Genomic DNA, 17,322 nt, shown 5'->3' on the forward strand with positions numbered 1-17,322 from the left:
TGCCGGTCCGGACGGCGCGGCGGACGTAAGAGACCGGGTCCTGGTCCCGGTTGTCAGTGCGGCGGTCCACAATGGTCGGCGTCAGATCCGGATCGCAGAGGCAAGGAGCCGGCAGCGATGGCCCGCCGCAGCACGAAGACCCCGCCGCCCGACGACTCGTACGAGGAGAGGATCCTCGACATCGACGTCGTCGACGAGATGCAGGGCTCCTTCCTCGAGTACGCGTACTCGGTCATCTACTCCCGCGCCCTGCCGGACGCACGCGACGGCCTCAAGCCGGTGCACCGCCGCATCGTCTACCAGATGAGCGAGATGGGCCTGCGCCCCGAGCGCGGGTACGTCAAGTGCGCCCGCGTCGTCGGCGAGGTGATGGGCAAGCTGCACCCGCACGGCGACGCGTCGATCTACGACGCCCTCGTGCGCATGGCCCAGCCCTTCTCGATGCGCGTCCCCCTGGTCGACGGCCACGGCAACTTCGGCTCGCTGGGCAACGACGACCCGCCGGCCGCCATGCGGTACACCGAGTGCCGGATGGCCGAGGCGACGAGTCTGATGACGGACTCCATCGACGAGGACACCGTCGACTTCAACCCCAACTACGACGGCCAGGAACAGGAGCCGGTGGCCCTGCCCGCCGCCTTCCCGAACCTCCTGGTCAACGGCGCCTCGGGCATCGCGGTCGGCATGGCCACGAACATGCCGCCGCACAATCTGCGCGAGGTCATCGCGGCCGCCCGCCACCTGATCCGGTACCCGAACGCGGATCTCGACGCCCTGATGAAGCACGTCCCGGGCCCCGACCTGCCCACCGGCGGCCGCATCGTCGGCCTGCCCGGCATCCGTGACGCGTACGAGACGGGCCGCGGCACGTTCAAGATGCGGGCGACCGTCGCCGTGGAGACCGTGACGGCCCGCCGCAAGGGCCTCGTCGTCACCCAGCTGCCCTTCACGGTCGGCCCGGAGAAGGTGATCGCCAAGATCAAGGACCTGGTCGGTTCGAAGAAGCTCCAGGGCATCGCCGACGTCAAGGACCTCACCGACCGCCAGCACGGCCTGCGCCTGGTCATCGAGATCAAGAACGGCTTCGTGCCGGAGGCGGTCCTGGAGCAGCTGTACAAGCTGACGCCGATGGAGGAGTCCTTCGGCATCAACAACGTGGCCCTGGTCGACGGCCAGCCGCTCACGCTGGGCCTCAAGGAACTCCTGGAGGTCTACCTCGACCACCGCTTCACCGTCGTACGGCGGCGTTCGGAGTTCCGCCGCGGCAAGAAGCGCGACCGGCTGCACCTGGTCGAGGGCCTGCTGACGGCCCTGCTGGACATCGACGAGGTCATCCGCCTCATCCGCTCCAGCGAGAACTCCGCGCAGGCGAAGCAGCGCCTGATGGAGCAGTTCTCGCTGAGCGAGGTGCAGACGCAGTACATCCTCGACACGCCGCTGCGCCGTCTGACCAAGTTCGACCGCATCGAGCTGGAGGCGGAGAAGGACCGGCTCACCGCGGAGATCGAGGAACTGACCCGGATCCTCGACTCGGACGCCGAGCTGCGCAAGCTGGTCTCCTCCGAACTGGCCAACGTCGCCAAGAAGTTCGGCACCGACCGGCGTACGGACCTGCTGGAGGCGGGCGGCACCCCGGTCGCGAGCGTGCCGCTCCAAGTGGCCGACGACCCGTGCCGGGTGCTGCTGTCCTCGACGGGTCTGCTGGCCCGTACGGCGAACGGCGAGCCGTTCGCGAAGGACGCCGGCGCCGAGCGCGTGAAGCACGACGTGATCGTCTCGGCGGTGTCGGCCACCGCCCGTGGCGAGGTGGGCGCGGTCACCTCGACGGGCCGGCTGCTGCGGCTGAACGTGATCGACCTGCCCCAGCTCCCGGAGTCGCTGTCCACGCCCAACCTCGCGGGGGGCGCCCCGCTGGCGGAGTTCGTCTCCCTGGAGGACGACGAGACGGTGGTCTGCCTGACGACCCTCGACGAGTCGTCGCCGGGCCTGGCGATCGGCACCGCACAGGGCGTCGTCAAGCGCGTGGTGCCGGACTATCCGTCCCACAAGGAAGAGCTCGAGGTGATCACCCTCAAGGAGGGCGACCGGATCGTCGGCGCGGTGGAACTGCGGACCGGCGACGAGGATCTGATCTTCATCTCCGACGACGCCCAGCTGCTGCGCTTCCAGGCCTCGGTGGTCCGTCCCCAGGGCCGCGCGGCGGGCGGCATGGCGGGCATCAAGCTCATGGAGGGCGCGAAGGTCATCTCCTTCACGGCGGTGGATCCGGCGGCGGACGCCGTCGTCTTCACCGTCGCGGGCTCGCGCGGCACCCTGGACGACTCCGTCCAGACGACGGCCAAGCTGACCCCGTTCGACCAGTACCCGCGCAAGGGCCGCGCCACGGGCGGCGTCCGCTGCCAGCGGTTCCTGAAGGGTGAGGACTGCCTCTCCCTGGCCTGGACGGGCCCCATCCCAGCCCTCGCCGCGCAGAAGAACGGCACTCCGGTCGACCTCCCGGAGATCGACCCGCGGCGGGACGGCTCGGGCGTGTCTCTGACGAAGACCGTGTGGGTGGTGGCGGGGCCGGTCTAGGCGAAGTCCGGGGGTCCGGAGAGGCCCTGGGCAGGCTCTCCGAGATCCTCCTCGGTGCCCGGTACGTACCGCAGGACGCCCCACATGCCGTGCTCGTCGGCGTGTGGGGCCTCGCTCCGGCACGCGTCGAGCTGCTTGTCGAGGGCGGCGGTGTCGATCCCGGAGCCGATGAGGACCAGCTGGGAGAGGCGCTCGTCGCCGGCCGGCCAGGGCTCCGGGTAGAAGCGCAGGAACCGTCCGACGGCGTGGACGGCGTAGCGGTTTTGGACGTCGTGGGGCCCGAAGCCGACGTACCCCTTGATCCGGTACAGCCCCTCGGGCCGGCTGTCGAGGAACTCCATCAGCCGGCGTGGGTCGAGGGGCTCCCGGGAGACGAACGACAGGCTGTCGTACGCGCTGTGCAGATGCCCGGCATGGCCGTCGGTGCCCGGCTCGTGCAGGTCGTCGAAGGACAGCTGCCCGACGCGTTCCTCGCTCGGCCGGCAGTCGAAGAGGAACTCGGGGTTGATCCGTCCGTAGGTGGCCGGGACGACGGCCGCGCGGTCGACGAGGGACCGGACCAGCCCGAGGACGCGCTCGCCGTCCGCCGTCCGGTCGAGCTTGTTGACCACCACGAGGTCGGCCAGCGCGAGATGCCGGTCGATCTCGGGATGCCTGGTCCGGGTGTCGTCGAACTCGGCGGCGTCGACGACCTCGACGAGCCCGCCGTACACGATCTCCGGATCCTCGCTCGCGAGCACCATCCGCACGAGTTCCTGCGGTTCGGCGAGACCGCTGGCCTCGATGACGATGACGTCGATGCCGAGGGACGGCTCCGTGAGCCGCTCGAGATAGAGGTCCAGTTCACCGGCGTCGACGGCGCAGCACAGGCATCCGTTGCCGAGCGAGACGGTCGAATCGCCGAGCGCGCCCGCGACGGCCATGGCGTCGATCTCGATGGCCCCGAAATCATTGACGACCGCGCCGATCCGGCTGCCTCCGCTGCGGTGGAGGAGATGGTTGAGCAGCGTGGTCTTTCCGGATCCGAGGAATCCGGCCAGGATCACGACCGGGATCTGCCGCGGACTCGGGCTCGGCTGGCTCACCGTGCGACCTCTCTCACGCCGACGCGTGCACCGGCTCGCGTTCTCGGCACAGGGACGAAGAATGAATGCCGAACCAGGATACGAGCCGTAGGAATCGCGCCGAAGTGAACGATTGTTAGCAGCACTTGCGGGGCAGACGTTCGGCAAGGCGCCGGATCGTGCGACCCTCGCTTCCCTCCGTGCGCCGCCTCTCCGCCTCCCCGCCGATCAGAGCCGCTCGGCACTCTGGGAGACGGCAAGCGCCGCCCACTGCTCGCCGGTCCCCTCCAGTCGACCCGCATCCCGACGACCGGCGGACGGCCGCCTGACTCGGGGGTTGACATGGCCACACGGAAAATTGGGACACAGGGACTGCGCTCCGCTGCCGCGGCCGGCCTCGGCATGGTGGCCGGCGCTCTCGTCGCCATGGCGGCACAGAAGCAGGCGATGGACACGCTGCACGAACGCCTGGACCAGCTGGAACGGCACGCCCGTACACAGCAGCGCTCCAATCTGGCCAGGCAGCAGCGGCAGCACTGGGAGCTGTTGAGCAAGGCGATCGACGACCCCGAACTCGCCGAGGTCCTGGACATCTTCGAGAGGCCCGTCACCCCTGAGCGGCGTCGGCAGTACCTCTTCGCCAACGCCCTGTACACCAACCTGCTCTGCTACTACCGCATCGGCAACATGGGAAGGGATGAGTTCTTCAAGCACGTCCGGGGCATCTTCCAGAACCCGATCGTCAGGGAGTACTGGTACGCGACCCAGCAACAGCGCGCGAGTCTCACGGGTACCGAGGAGGCGGAACTCGGCCGACTCGTCGACGACCTGCTGTCGCAACTCGAGGAAGCGGACACCGATGAGTGGTGGGTGGTCGGCGAGCCTCCCACCGGCCCGTGACGCGAGGAGCCGGCCCGTACGGCACCGCCGAGACGGACCGGCTCCTTCACGACGACGGCATCGCTAGGCGTCGGGGATGTCCTTCTTCGCCTTGACCAGGGTCTCCCGGGTGATGACGACGATGCGTTCGTAGTCGGCGCGTGCGGCGTCGTCGGGCAGCTGGGTGTCGAGCGAGTCGGTGACATCCGTGCCGATGACCGCGAAGTTCCCGTCGGCCAATTCAAAGATGTCGGGACATGTCCCGCCACCGGCACTGCCTCGATAGCGGGGAGCGACACCAAGGCGGCGGATGATCTGACTCACTGTTGAATTCCCTCTGTTCTCAAGGCACAAGCGCCTGCGCCCGCGGCCGCGCGAGCGGTGGCATCTTCGCAGGCCCGAGGCCTGACCGCCGTGCGACACGCACACACTCCGCCCCCGCGCCCCAAGGAAGCATGGCACCTTTGCGGCCTTGTTTTATCACCCGCGAGGGTGGGGGCACTCGTGTTCCTGGAGAACATCCGCAAGAGTGATGGAAGGCAGTGAAGAATCGATCATCAGCCCGTTTAGGACGGTTGTGGCTGTTTATGCAGTCGGCGCGATTACGCAGTCGGCACGGACACCGGCGCCTCCGGCCCCACATATCGCGCCACCGGCCTGATGATCTTCGTGTCCTCCGCCTGTTCCAGGATGTTGGCGCTCCAGCCCACGGCACGCGCGGCGGCGAAGGTCGGGGTGAACATCTCTCTGGGCAGGCCGCAGAGTTCCATGACCACGCCCGCGTAGTACTCCACGTTGGTGTGGAGTTCGCGGCCGGGCTTCAGCTCCGCCAGGATCGCCTCCACATGACGCTCGACCTCCACGGCGAAGTCCACGCGCGGCCCGCCGAACGCCTGGGCGACCTCGCGCAGCATCCGGGAGCGCGGGTCCTCCGTGCGGTAGATCGCATGGCCGAAGCCCATGATGCGATCCCCCGCGAGCACCCGCTGCCGCACCCAGGAGTCGATCCGGTCCGGGGTGCCGATCGCGTCCAGGGTGTCCAGCGCGCGGCTGGGCGCACCTCCGTGCAGCGGCCCGGACAGCGCCGCCACCGCACCCGCGAGGCATGCCGCCACGTCCGCGCCGGTCGACGCGATGACCCGGGCCGTGAAGGTTGACGCATTGAATCCGTGATCAGTGGTTGAGATCAGGTATTGCTCGACCGCCCGGGCGTGCTGCTCGGTGGGCACCGATCCAGTCAGCATGTAGAGGTAGTTCGCCGCGTACGACAGGTCCTCGCGAGGCTCCACGGGCTCGAGCCCTTGTCCCAGCCGGTGCAGCGCGGTGAGCAGGGTGGGTACGGCGGCGGCCGCCTCGAGCGTGTCCTGCAGGCGCTGCTCGGCGTCGACGTCGTACACGGGGCGGAACCCCTTCGCCGCGCCCAGCAGCGACAGCGCCGTACGCATCCCGGCGAGCGGGCCGGAGCGCCCGCCGGCCGCCGCTATGGCCGGCAGGGCGGCTCGGACCTCGTCGGGGAGCCGCCGCAGCGCGGCGGTCTCGGCCGCGAAGGCCGCGCTCCGCCCGGCGTCCGGCAGTTCGCCGTGCACGAGCAGGTGCCAGACGTCCTCGAAGCCGCGGGTCCGTGCGAGGTCGACGGCCGAGTACTGCCGGTAGTGGTAGAAGCCCTCGAGACCGCGGACGTCACCGATCCGGGTGTCGGTGACGACGACCCCGGCGAGTCCCCGTGGCACGTCGAGAAGAGTGGCTGCGGACCTGTTGACGGACATGTCTTCCTCCCTGGACTTGATTCGACTGTCCATGATTGACTTTCATCGTGTCAATATTGATCCAATCAATATATCAATCAATGGGCCGCTAGGCGGATACGGTGACCCCCATGCGCGATCAAGAACCCGTCCCCCGCGAGGCGGACAGGCGGCTGAGCACCAAAGAGGCCGCCGAGCTGCTCGGCGTGAAGCCGGAGACCGTGTACGCGTATGTGAGCCGCGGTCAGCTCAGCAGCCGGCGGGTGACCGGCGGCCGGGGCAGCACCTTCGACGCCGGAGAGGTCGAGGCGCTCGCCCGGCGCAACAGGCGGGAGGGCACGGCCAGTTCCGGATCGGGCGGTGAGCTGTCGGTACGGACCCGCATCACCCTCATCGAGAGCGACCGCTACTACTTCCGCGGTGTCGACGCGGTCGAACTGGCCGCACGGCACACCTACGAGGAGGTCGCCGAGTGGCTGTGGACCGGCCGGATGCACCGGGGCGGCACGTTCGCCGCGCCCCCCGCCTCCGTCGCCGTGGCCCGCCGCGCCGTCGACGCACTGCCCGAACACGCCGCGCCCACCGACCGGCTGCGTGTCGCGACGATCGCCGCCGCCACCGCCGACCCGCTGCGGTTCGACCTGTCCGAGGAGGCCGTGCTCGGCACGGCACGCACGCTAATTCCCACGCTCGTGGCCGCACTGCCGCCGGTGAGGCACGACCGCAGCGACGAGGCCCCCCTGGCCCACCGCCTGTGGTCGCGGCTGTCCGGGCAGGACGCCGACGAGGCGTCCCTGCGCGCCCTGGACGCCGCTCTCGCCCTCCTCGTCGACCACGACCTGGCCGCCTCCACGCTCGCGGTGCGCGTCGCCGCTTCGGCCCGTGCCCACGCCTACGCGGCGGTCTCCGCGGGGCTGGGCGTGATCGAGGGCCCGCTGCACGGCGCGGCCAGCGGACTCGCCCACCGGCTGCTCCTCGACGTGCTCGACCAGGGCGACGCGGCGCCCGTCATCGCGGACGAGCTGCGCGCCGGCCGCCGTATCCCGGGACTCGGCCACCGGCTCTACCCGGGCGAGGACCCCCGCGCGCGTGCCCTGTTCACCCTTCTGGAACGGATCCCGCGCGCGGAGCCCGCGCTTCTCGCGGCCCGCGACATCGTCGAGACCACGGCACGTCACGCCCCGCTGCACGCCAACGTCGACCTGGCGCTCGCCGTGCTCACCACGTCCTGCGGCATGCCCTCGACCGCGGGCGAGACCATTTTCGCCGTGGCCCGTACGGCGGGCTGGATCGCTCATGCCCTGGAGGAGTACGGCGAACGCCCGCTGCGCATGCGCCCGAGCGGTCTCTACGCCGGTCCGAAGCCGCCTCAGCCACTGCCGGAGTAGGGCAGGGCGGGCCCCGCCGTCACTGCGGGCCAACTCAGGTTAGGCTCACCTGTGTGAGTACGTGCACGAGCGTCTCCCGGGACTTCGACGAGCCCGTTTCGGCGACCGCGGCCACCGCGAGGACCTGGCTGCTGCTGGAACAGCCCGGTCCGTGGGGTGCCAAGGCGCTCACCTCGAGCCATCTGGACCCCGCGCTGGGCCGTGCCCTGGAGGCGGCCGCGAAGGACACGGGCGTGCGGATCGTGCTCATCCGCCGCCCCGGGCGCCACGCGGACCGCCGTATGCCCGCCTCGCGCCGGGTGTACGCGGCCCACACCGTTCCGGGAAACGTGTGGCTGCACGGCGCCACGACCTCGGATCCGGAGCAGCTGCTCGGTCTCGACTTCGCCGCGCTCGGCCGGGGCGACCACCACACGTTCGACGCGGTCCTCGGAGGCCGGCCCCACGACGGTGATCCGCTCGCCCTCGTCTGCACCAACGGCAAGCGGGACCGCTGCTGCGCCCTCCTGGGCCGGCCCCTCGCGGCCGAGCTCGCCACGTCGGGCGTCGAGGGCGTCTGGGAGGTCACCCATCTGGGTGGTCACCGCTTCTCCCCGACCGTGCTCGTGCTCCCGTACGGATACGCGTACGGCCGGGCCGAGGCCCACACCCTCAAGGAGGTCCTGCACGGCGCCGGGGAGGGGCGGATCGTCGTGGAGGGCTGCCGGGGCAGCTCGGCCTGGGAACGGCCCGGTCAGGCGGCCGAGCTCGCCGTGCGCACCCGGACCGGCGAGTATGCCGCGGAGGCGCTGAGCGTCGTACGGACGTCGGGCGCTGCCCCGCGCTGGGAGGTGACCGTCGCCCACACCGACGGGCGCCGCTGGCAGGTCGAGGTGGCACAAGGTGCGGCTCTGCCGCCCCGCCCGGAGAGCTGCGGGGCGTCCGTCCTCGGGTCACCCGCGCGGATGGACGTCGTGGCGGTGCGCGAGATGAGGGTGACGACGGCGCTCGCGAGCTGACCGGTTGGCCGGCCGCTGGTCGTCACGATCCCGATCAAGCATTGATTCCACTTCCACTTCCACTTTCGCTCGGCGCGAGGCCGCGCCGCCTTCGCAAGCATTGATCAAGAGATCCACGCCACACCCGTTACGGCAGGTAGCCAGCCGCACGTACCGTCTTGGGTATGAGCCCCACTCCCCCCGCACGCCGCCTGCGCCTCGGCCTCCCGCGGCGGGTGTTCTCGCAGGTGCTGCTGATGCAGGTGGCGATCGCCGCGGGAGTCGCGGTCCTCGCGACCGGGCTGTTCCTCGCCCCTCTGAGCGACCAGCTCGACGACCAGGCGATGCGCCGCGCGCTCGCGATCGCGCAGACGACCGCCCAGCAGCCCGATCTCGCACAGGACCTGAGGGACACCCCGCCCTCCCCGAACGGTCCGGTGCAGCAGGAGGCGGAGCGGATCCGGAAGGCCACCCAGGCCGAGTACATCGTGGTGATGGACTGGCGAGGTGTGCGCTGGTCGCACACCGACAGGAAACAGATCGGCGGCATCGTCTCGACCGACCCCGGCCAGGCCCTGGCCGGCAAGGAGGTCATGGAGATCGACAGCGGCACCCTGGGCCGCTCCGCCCGGGGCAAGGTGCCGCTGCGCGACAGCGACGGCTCCGTCGTCGGCGCCGTCTCGGTCGGCATCGCCTACGACAGCGTCCGGGCCCGGCTGATCCACGCGATCCCGGGGCTGCTCGCGTATGCCGGCGGCGCCCTGGCCGTCGGTGCGATGGCCGCGTGGCTCATCTCCCGGCGCGTCCACAGGCAGACCCGGGACCTGGCCTTCTCCGACATCGCGGCGCTCCTCTCGGAACGCGAGGCGATGCTGCACGGCATCCGGGAGGGCGTCGTCGCCCTGGACCGCACCGGCCGCATCCGGCTCCTCAACGACGAGGCGCAGCGGTTGCTGAGCATCGGCGACGCCGCGGTCGGCCGGTCCCCGGACGAGGCGCTGGGCACGGGCCGCACGTCCGATGTGCTGGCAGGGCGCGTGACCGGCACGGACCTGCTCACCGTGCGCGGCCAGCGCGTGCTGGTCGCCAACCGGATGCCCACCGACGACGGCGGCGCCGTGGCCACGTTGCGCGACCGCACCGAGCTGGAGCAACTGGGCCGCGAACTCGACTCCACCCGTGGTCTGATCGACGCCCTGCGCGCCCAGGACCACGAACACGCCAACCGTATGCACACGCTCCTGGGACTGCTCGAACTGGAGATGTACGACGACGCCGTCGAGTTCGTCGGCGAAGTCGTCGGTGATCACCGGGCCACCGCCGAGCAGGTCACCGAGCGGATCAAGGATCCGCTGCTCGCCGCCCTGCTGGTCGGCAAGGCGACCGTCGCGGCCGAGCGAGCCGTCGCCCTGTGGGTGTCGGACCGGACCCGGCTGCCCGACCGGCTGATCGACCCCCAGGGGCTCGTGACCGTCGTCGGCAACCTGGTGGACAACGCCCTCGACGCCGTGGCGGGCAAGCCGCACGCGCGCGTGGAGGTCGAACTGCGCTCCGAGGGGCGTACGGCGATCCTCAGGGTGCGCGACACGGGCCCGGGAATCCCGCCGGAGCAGCGGGAGTTGATCTTCACTGCGGGATGGTCCACGAAGAAGCCGCCGGCGCACCGCGAGCGGGGCATCGGCCTCTCCCTGGTGCGCAGGCTCGCCGAGCGGCAGGGTGGCAGCGCGACCGTCGACGAGGCGTACGGCGGGGGCGCGGAGTTCACCGTCGTCCTGCCCGAGGCGCTCGCCGAGCCGGGCCCCGAACCGGCCCTGACCGTGCCGTCAGTTCCGCAGACCGCCAAGAAGGAGTCGTGATGATCGAGGTCCTGGTCGTGGACGACGACACCAGAGTCGCGCGGGTCAACGCCGCCTACGTCGAGAAGGTGCCGGGCTTCCATGTCGCCGGCGAGGCCCACAGCGCCGCCGAGGCGCTGCTCCAGCTGGAGACGCTGCCCGGCCTGGACCTGGTGCTCCTGGACCACTACCTGCCCGACGAGACGGGGCTGGCGGTCGTCCAGGAGATGCGGCGACGCGGCCACCAGACCGACGTGATCATGGTGACGGCGGCCCGGGACGTGACCACCGTGCAGGCGGCGATGCGGCAGGGCGCGCTGCAGTACCTGGTCAAGCCGTTCGCCTTCGCCGGCCTGCGCGCCAAGCTGGAGGCGTACGCGGAGCTGCGCCGCACCCTCGACGGCGGCGGGGAGGCCGAGCAGGCCGAGGTGGACCGCATCTTCGGGGCGCTGTCGACGCCGTCGGAGCCCGATCTGCCCAAAGGGCACTCCCCCACCACCGCGGAGCTGGTCCGTCAGTCCCTGATGCACGCCGACGGTCCCCTGTCCGCCCAGGAGATCGCCGAGCGCACCGGGGTGAGCCGCCAGACCGCCCAGCGCTACCTGAAGCTCCTGGAGCGCACGGGACGGGCCAGGCTGACCCTCAAGTACGGGGACGCGGGCCGCCCGGAACACCGTTACGTGTGGGCGACCCGCGCCTAGTCCAGGACCGTCCGGCGGGAGGGGGGAAGCACCGCCCCTACGCCGCTCCCGCCCCGGTCAGCGACCGCACCTCGGTCTCCGCGTGTTTGGCCTCGTCCGGGACGTCCGCCGAGGTGACCGTGCCCAGCCAGCCCGCGAGGAAGCCCAGCGGAATCGAGACCAGGCCCGGGTTCTGCAGCGGGAAGTACTGGAGGTCGACGCCCGGGAACAGCGAGTCCGGGCTGCCCGAGACCACCGGTGACAGCACCACGAGCACCACGGCCGGAACGAGACCGCCGTAGACGGCCCACACGGCGCCACGGGTCGTGAAGCCGCGCCAGAACAGGGAGTAGAGCAGCACCGGAAGGTTCGCCGACGCGGCGACGGCGAAGGCGAGACCCACCAGGAACGCCACGTTGAGATCCCGCGCCAGCAGGCCGAGGGCGATCGCCACCACGCCCACTCCGACGGCCGCGACGCGGGCCACCGCCACCTCGCTGCGCGGCTTGCCGCCCCGCCGCCGCAAGGACGCGTAGAGGTCGTGGGCCACCGAGGCCGAGGACGCGAGCGTGATCCCGGCGACCACGGCGAGGATGGTGGCGAACGCGACCGCGGCGACGATCGCGAAGAGCACCGTGCCGCCTGTGGATCCGGCACCGCCACCCAGATCGAGCGCCAGCAGCGGAACCGCCGTGTTCCCGGACGCGTTCGACCCTCGTACGGCGTCCGGCCCCACGATGGCGGCGGCACCGAAGCCGAGCACGATCGTCATCAGGTAGAAGCCGCCGATGAGTCCGACGGCCCAGACGACCGAGCGGCGTGCGGCGCGCGCGGTGGGCACCGTGTAGAAGCGGGACAGGATGTGCGGCAGCCCGGCCGTACCCAGCACCAGGGCCAGTCCCAGACTGATGAAGTCGAAGCGAGCGGTCCAGTCGCCGCCGTACTTCAGCCCGGGCGCCAGGAACGCCGCCCCGTGACCGCTGCGCTCGGCCGCCGTGAGCAGCAACCGGTCCAGGTCGCCGTGGAAACGCATCAGGACGAGCACCGTCAGCGCGATGGTGCCGCCGAGCAGCAGAACGGCCTTCACGATCTGAATCCACGTGGTCGCCCGCATCCCTCCCAACGACACATAGATCACCATGAGCGCGCCCACACCGATGACCGTCCAGGACCGCGCCGCCTCGCTCGTACCCCCCAGCAGCAGCGCCACCAGACTGCCCGCGCCGACCATCTGCGCCACCAGATACAGAACGGACACGGTGACCGAGGAGGTTCCCGCCGCGATCCGTACCGGCCGCTCCCTCATCCGCGCCGCCACGACGTCGGCGAGCGTGAACCGGCCGCAGTTGCGCACCAGTTCGGCAACGAGGAACAGCACCACCAGCCAGGCCACGAGGAACCCGACCACATAGAGCAGCCCGTCGTAGCCGAACAGCGCGATGAGCCCGGTGACTCCCAGGAAGGAGGCGGCCGACATGTAGTCGCCGGCGAGGGCAAAACCATTCTCCATGGGTGAGAAGAGCCGTCCGCCCGCGTAGAACTCCTCCGCCGAACCGCGCCGTTTACGACTCACCCACGTCGTGATCGCCAGCGTGACCGCGACGAACGCGCTGAACAGCAGCAGCGCCAGCGTCTGGTGTTCCCCGGTCACGAGACACCGCCGTTCGCTCCGCGCGTCAGTTCCTGTGTGTCCCAGCGCAGTTCGAGCGCCGCCCGGTCCCTGCGCAGCCGCGCGTGCCGGGCGTACGCCCACGTGAGCAGGAACGTGGTCAGGAACTGCCCGAGCCCCGCGGCCATCGCCACGTTCACCGCTCCCGCCACGGGCCGGGCCATCAGCTCCGGCGCGGTCGTGGCAGCCACGACGTAGCCCACGTACCAGGCGAAGAAGGCCACGAAGGCCGGCACCACGAACCTCCGGTACCGCCGCCGCACCTCCTGAAAGGCCGCGCTGCGCTGCACCTCCAGGTACACCTCGGCCGGCGCGGCCCCGGTCTCGCGCTCCCTTCGCGCCGACGGCACCACCTGAGCGGGCACCTCGGCACCGGCGGACTCGCCCCAGCCGGAGGCGAGGGCGTCGTACCAGGGGTCGTCGTACCTGAGGTGCCCGGCCTCTTCGGCCGGGACCGGGTCATGAGCGTCGAGAGTCTCGACCCAACTTTCCTTACCGGCCCCGCTTTCGTGGGGACGGCCCTTGCTTGGCTGCATACCCAAGGATGGACAGAACGGGAAGATCCCCGACTCTTCTTCCCCGCTCTCTTCACCCCTTCAGGTGACTCAACCCGCTGGTGGCGGCACCAGACCCTGTCCTGTGGCGTAACGCACCGCCTGGTCAGGGTCCTTGACCCCCGGCACGGCGGCTACGCGTCGATACGCGACCGGTCCAGAGTCGCCGCCGAGTTGGAGATGAACTCCTTGCGCGGCGCGACGTCGTTGCCCATCAGCAGGTCGAAGACCTGCTCGGCCGACTCCAGGTCGGAGAGGTTGATCCGGCGCAGAGTGCGGTGGCGCGGGTCCATGGTCGTCTCGGCCAGCTGGTCGGCGTCCATCTCGCCGAGACCCTTGTAGCGCTGGATCGAATCCTTGTAGCGGATGCCCTTGCTCTGGAACTCCATGAGCTTGTCGCGCAGTTCCCGGTCCGAGTACGTGTACACGTACTTGTCCTGGCCCTTCTTCGGCTGGACGACCTCGATGCGGTGCAGCGGCGGCACCGCCGCGAAGACCCGGCCGGCCTCGACCATGGGCCGCATGTAGCGGTGGAACAGGGTCAGGAGCAGGGTGCGGATGTGCGAGCCGTCGACGTCGGCGTCGGTCATCATGATGATCTTGCCGTAGCGAGCCGTGTCGATGTCGAAGGTCCGGCCCGATCCGGCTCCTATGACCTGGATGATCGCGCCGCACTCGGCGTTCTTCAGCATGTCCGTCACGGACGACTTCTGGACGTTGAGGATCTTGCCCCGGATCGGCAGCAGCGCCTGGAACTCGGAGTTCCGGGCGAGCTTCGCCGTACCGAGCGCGGAGTCGCCCTCGACGATGAACAGTTCACTGCGGTCGACGTCGTCGCTGCGGCAGTCGGCGAGCTTGGCCGGCAGCGACGAGGACTCCAGGGCCGTCTTGCGACGCTGCGCGTCCTTGTGCTGACGGGCGGCGATGCGCGTACGGGCCGCGGCGACGGCCTTCTCCAGCACGACACGGGCCTGCTGCGCGGCGTCCCGCTTCGTGGAGGTCAGGAACGCCTTGAGCTCCTTGGTGATCACGTTGTTCACGATCCGGCGGGCCGCCGAGGTGCCGAGCACCTCCTTGGTCTGACCCTCGAACTGGGGCTCGGCGAGGCGCACGGTGACGACCGCGGTGAGGCCCTCCAGGGCGTCGTCCTTGACGACATCGTCCTCGGCGACGCGCAGGAGCTTCTTGGTGCGCAGCACCTCGTTCATCGTCTTGGCGACGGCCTGCTCGAAGCCGGCGACGTGCGTACCGCCCTTGGGGGTGGCGATGATGTTCACGAACGACTTGAGCGTCGTGTCATATCCCGTGCCCCAGCGCAGCGCGACGTCGACGCCGAGTTCGCGAGTGACCTCGGTGGGCGTCATCTGGCCGTGGTCGTCCAGGACGGGGACCGTCTCCTTGAAGGTGCCCTGCCCGGAGAAGCGGAGGACGTCGCAGACCGGCTTGTCGTTCGCCAGGTACTCGCAGAACTCGCTGATTCCGCCGTCGAAGCGGAAGGACTCCTCGCCCTTGCTGCCGCCCTCGCCGAGCCCGAACTCGTCGCGCACGACGATGGTCAGGCCGGGCACCAGGAAGGCGGTCTGGCGGGCGCGCTGGTGCAGCGTCTCCAGAGCGAGCTTGGCCTCCTTGAGGAAGATCTGGCGGTCGGCCCAGTACCGCACGCGTGTGCCGGTGCGGCTCTTCGGGATCTTCTTGCCCTTGCGCAGCCCGCCCTTGGCCTCGAACTTGGCGTCCGGGCCGTTCCCGGCGAAGGCGCCAGGGACGCCGCGCCGGAAGCTGATGGCGTGGGTGTGCCCACCGCGGTCCACCTCGATGTCCAGGCGGGCGGAGAGGGCGTTCACCACGGAGGCGCCGACGCCGTGCAGGCCGCCGGAGGCGGCGTACGAGCCGCCGCCGAACTTGCCGCCGGCGTGCAGCTTGGTCATGACGACCTCGACACCGGAGAGGCCGGTCTTGGGCTCGACGTCGACCGGGATGCCCCGGCCGTTGTCCCGGACCTCGACGGATCCGTCGTCCTGGAGGATGACCTCGATGTGGTCGCAATAGTTGCCCAGGGCCTCGTCGACGGAGTTGTCGATGATCTCCCAGAGGCAGTGCATGAGACCGCGGCTGTCGGTCGACCCGATATACATGCCCGGGCGCTTGCGCACAGCCTCGAGCCCCTCAAGGACGAGCAGGTGCCGCGCGGTGTAGTTGGATCCGTCCCGGTCTGCTCCTGCCAGCAGAGCTGTGGACGGCACGGACGTTTCGGCGGTCACGCGGTTCGCTCCTCGCTGAATTTCAGATGGGGCCCTCATGGGTAAGGGCGCGGCTTCAGTCACCGGTGAGAGGGTACCGAGGCCTGGTAGAGCCGTTGTAACGCCACCCTCGTCAGAGACTCAGACTAGTCCAGCCTCGTATGCGTGTTCGATCCCTCGATGGAGTGAAGTACACATCACGTTCCCTTCCAGGCATGAACCATTTAGGCTCCGGGCACGTCCTCATGAACAACCGGCAACCCAGCCGGGAGGACCGACCACCGATACAACGCGAAGCCCCGTAAGACACATAGACACGCAATACGGCACATTCGCCGCCAACCGGCAGCAGACAGCCGCCTCGCAAGATTTTTTCGAGGAAAAGCCACGAGCGGGAACGTTTTATGGCTGGTTGGATGTTGACCCTGGTACGACAGCTCGTCGAGCTAGAGAAGAGGCGACGTGACTACTGTTCTGACCCCCGCGAGCCCGTTGACGGCCGCTGATCGCTGCGACCGCTGCGGCGCCCAGGCGTACCTGCGCGTCGTCCTGCTCAGCGGCGGAGAACTGCTCTTCTGCGCCCACCACGGTCGCAAGTTCGAGCCGGAACTCAAGAAGATCGCCGCTGAGATACAGGACGAGACGGAGCGGCTCACGACCGTTCCCGCGACCGCCTCCGAAGAAGAGCGCTGACACCTCGCGTTCCGACGACGAGCCAGCCCGGCACAGGCCGGTGAATGGGCGGCTGCCTCTGACAGCAGAGGCAGCCGCCCGTCCTCGTCCACACAAGCCCGCCCAGGCTCCGTCGGACGCCCGTCGAGTCCTCCCTTACCCCCGTGTCCAGCCGAGCGTCCGCATGATGTCGGACACACGCATGTACACCCCGGGGCTGCCGGCCCGCCCACAGCCGATCCCCCAGGACACGAGCCCGATCAACCGCCCCCGGGCCACCAGCGGCCCCCCGCTGTCGCCCTGACAGGCGTCCCGGCCTCCCTCCCTCTCCCCCGCACACAGCATGCTCTCGGCTTCGTACGTGCCGTCGGATCCGCCGGGATAGGCGTCCTCGCACAGCTCATCGGAGATCACGTGCACGCGCGCGGCACGCAGACTGTTCGGATACTGGCCGGCGCCGGAAGTGTCGCCCCACCCGTACACCATCGCCGTCCCGCCCACCGCGTACGCGGGATCACCGTCGGCCGCCATGCCGATGACCGAGCCGGCGGGCAGAGGTTCGGCCAGGGTGAGTACGGCGTAGTCCCCGAAGTTACTGACACCGTCGTACGCCGGGTTCACCCAGGAACGCCGCACGGCGATCTCCCGGCCGCTGCGGTCCGAGAGCAGGTCCGTGCGCCCCGCTATGACCTTGAGGTCACGCACGCGCTCCGGCGCCACACCCAAGACCTCCTTGTCCAGGCAGTGGGCGGCGGTGAGCACCGTGCTGCGACCGACCGCCACGCCGCCGCAGAACTGTCCCGCGCGCGTACCCCCGAACCGGTCACGGCTGGACAGGGCGACCGTCCACGGACTCTCGGACACATCGACAGGGAAACCCCCTATGACCACGCTGTCGGCGGCCACAGGGGCGCTGGAGGCCACTGATATGACGGCTGCCGCGGCTGCCAGGACCAGCGGTCGGGCCAGGGCCCGGGCAAGGCGACGACGCATACGCACTCCTCACTCCGTGGTGTTCACTGGACACCCAGAGTGATTCACCCTGCGC

General features: G+C 70.0%; 14 protein-coding genes. 7 read left to right on the top strand and 7 right to left on the bottom strand.

Features of this window, described 5'->3' with window-relative positions; all coding sequences use genetic code 11:
* The first annotated feature begins 117 nt into the window (after positions 1–117).
* On the top strand, positions 118–2,574 hold the full coding sequence (locus ACZ6I3_RS33990; protein WP_469419948.1) for a DNA gyrase/topoisomerase IV subunit A: 2,457 nt from the start codon (positions 118–120) through the stop codon (positions 2,572–2,574).
* Here ACZ6I3_RS33990 and ACZ6I3_RS33995 read toward each other — a convergent pair.
* Positions 2,571–3,659 carry a CobW family GTP-binding protein gene (locus tag ACZ6I3_RS33995; protein WP_469419950.1) on the bottom strand — a complete coding sequence of 363 codons (1,089 nt, stop codon included), beginning with the start codon at positions 3,657–3,659 and terminating at the stop codon, positions 2,571–2,573. The genes ACZ6I3_RS33990 and ACZ6I3_RS33995 overlap by 4 nt on opposite strands.
* 321 nt (positions 3,660–3,980) lie before the next feature.
* Here ACZ6I3_RS33995 and ACZ6I3_RS34000 point away from each other — a divergent pair, with 321 nt between their 5' ends.
* A complete protein-coding gene (locus tag ACZ6I3_RS34000; protein ID WP_469419951.1) occupies positions 3,981–4,538 on the top strand; it encodes a DUF6082 family protein in 558 nt (185 codons plus the stop codon).
* Between the two features lie 63 nt (positions 4,539–4,601).
* On the opposite strand, the gene ACZ6I3_RS34005 is transcribed toward ACZ6I3_RS34000, so the two are convergent.
* A complete protein-coding gene (locus tag ACZ6I3_RS34005) occupies positions 4,602–4,841 on the bottom strand; it encodes a hypothetical protein (RefSeq protein ID WP_469419953.1) in 240 nt (79 codons plus the stop codon).
* A 278-nt stretch (positions 4,842–5,119) separates the two neighbouring features.
* Positions 5,120–6,283 (bottom strand): citrate synthase/methylcitrate synthase, encoded by a 1,164-nt coding sequence (locus ACZ6I3_RS34010; RefSeq protein WP_469419955.1) that lies wholly within the window; start codon positions 6,281–6,283, stop codon positions 5,120–5,122.
* A 110-nt stretch (positions 6,284–6,393) separates the two neighbouring features.
* On the opposite strand from ACZ6I3_RS34010, the gene ACZ6I3_RS34015 reads away from it, so the two are divergent.
* The 4 genes from ACZ6I3_RS34015 to ACZ6I3_RS34030 all read left to right on the top strand — a co-directional run bounded on the left by ACZ6I3_RS34015 (position 6,394) and on the right by ACZ6I3_RS34030 (position 11,163).
* Complete coding sequence (locus tag ACZ6I3_RS34015) at positions 6,394–7,650, top strand: citrate synthase (protein ID WP_469419956.1); 1,257 nt, start codon at positions 6,394–6,396, stop codon at positions 7,648–7,650.
* A gap of 53 nt (positions 7,651–7,703) precedes the next feature.
* Positions 7,704–8,648 carry a sucrase ferredoxin gene (locus ACZ6I3_RS34020; protein ID WP_469419958.1) on the top strand — a complete coding sequence of 315 codons (945 nt, stop codon included), beginning with the start codon at positions 7,704–7,706 and terminating at the stop codon, positions 8,646–8,648.
* 164 nt (positions 8,649–8,812) lie between these two features.
* The gene (locus ACZ6I3_RS34025; RefSeq protein WP_469419959.1) at positions 8,813–10,483 is read left to right on the top strand and encodes an ATP-binding protein; all 1,671 of its coding nucleotides are present in this window, start codon (positions 8,813–8,815) and stop codon (positions 10,481–10,483) included.
* Positions 10,483–11,163, top strand: a complete 681-nt coding sequence (locus ACZ6I3_RS34030; protein WP_469419961.1) for a response regulator — start codon at positions 10,483–10,485, stop codon at positions 11,161–11,163. The genes ACZ6I3_RS34025 and ACZ6I3_RS34030 overlap by 1 nt, the downstream gene beginning before the upstream one ends.
* A 37-nt stretch (positions 11,164–11,200) precedes the next feature.
* On the opposite strand, the gene ACZ6I3_RS34035 is transcribed toward ACZ6I3_RS34030, so the two are convergent.
* The 3 genes from ACZ6I3_RS34035 to ACZ6I3_RS34045 all read right to left on the bottom strand — a co-directional run bounded on the left by ACZ6I3_RS34035 (position 11,201) and on the right by ACZ6I3_RS34045 (position 15,623).
* A complete protein-coding gene (locus ACZ6I3_RS34035) occupies positions 11,201–12,793 on the bottom strand; it encodes a solute symporter family protein (protein ID WP_469419962.1) in 1,593 nt (530 codons plus the stop codon).
* A complete protein-coding gene (locus tag ACZ6I3_RS34040) occupies positions 12,790–13,347 on the bottom strand; it encodes a DUF485 domain-containing protein (RefSeq protein ID WP_469419964.1) in 558 nt (185 codons plus the stop codon). Before ACZ6I3_RS34040 ends, ACZ6I3_RS34035 begins: the two co-directional genes overlap by 4 nt.
* Before the next feature lie 152 nt (positions 13,348–13,499).
* A complete protein-coding gene (locus ACZ6I3_RS34045; RefSeq protein ID WP_469419966.1) occupies positions 13,500–15,623 on the bottom strand; it encodes a DNA gyrase/topoisomerase IV subunit B in 2,124 nt (707 codons plus the stop codon).
* Positions 15,624–16,064: 441 nt separating this feature from the next.
* Between ACZ6I3_RS34045 and ACZ6I3_RS34050 the strand changes: the two genes are divergently transcribed.
* Entirely contained in the window at positions 16,065–16,295 is a 231-nt protein-coding gene (locus tag ACZ6I3_RS34050) for a DUF7455 domain-containing protein (protein WP_184589764.1), read from the top strand.
* Between the two features lie 135 nt (positions 16,296–16,430).
* Here ACZ6I3_RS34050 and ACZ6I3_RS34055 read toward each other — a convergent pair whose 3' ends face one another.
* Positions 16,431–17,267, bottom strand: coding sequence for a S1 family serine peptidase (locus ACZ6I3_RS34055; RefSeq protein WP_469419968.1), 837 nt, complete (start codon positions 17,265–17,267; stop codon positions 16,431–16,433).
* Between the last annotated feature and the right edge of the window lie 55 nt (positions 17,268–17,322).

Source organism: Streptomyces sp. NPDC041940 (genome assembly GCF_055589465.1).

Excerpts from the sequence above, each read along its gene's own strand:
- ACZ6I3_RS34015 (WP_469419956.1), top strand. The coding sequence starts at position 6,394 with ATGCGCGATCAAGAACCCGTCCCCCGCGAGGCGGACAGGCGGCTGAGC.
- ACZ6I3_RS34030 (WP_469419961.1), top strand. The coding sequence starts at position 10,483 with ATGATCGAGGTCCTGGTCGTGGACGACGACACCAGAGTCGCGCGGGTC.
- ACZ6I3_RS33990 (WP_469419948.1), top strand. The coding sequence starts at position 118 with ATGGCCCGCCGCAGCACGAAGACCCCGCCGCCCGACGACTCGTACGAG.
- ACZ6I3_RS34025 (WP_469419959.1), top strand. The coding sequence starts at position 8,813 with ATGAGCCCCACTCCCCCCGCACGCCGCCTGCGCCTCGGCCTCCCGCGG.
- ACZ6I3_RS34010 (WP_469419955.1), bottom strand. The coding sequence starts at position 6,283 with ATGTCCGTCAACAGGTCCGCAGCCACTCTTCTCGACGTGCCACGGGGA.
- ACZ6I3_RS34040 (WP_469419964.1), bottom strand. The coding sequence starts at position 13,347 with ATGCAGCCAAGCAAGGGCCGTCCCCACGAAAGCGGGGCCGGTAAGGAA.
- ACZ6I3_RS34055 (WP_469419968.1), bottom strand. The coding sequence starts at position 17,267 with ATGCGTCGTCGCCTTGCCCGGGCCCTGGCCCGACCGCTGGTCCTGGCA.
- ACZ6I3_RS34000 (WP_469419951.1), top strand. The coding sequence starts at position 3,981 with ATGGCCACACGGAAAATTGGGACACAGGGACTGCGCTCCGCTGCCGCG.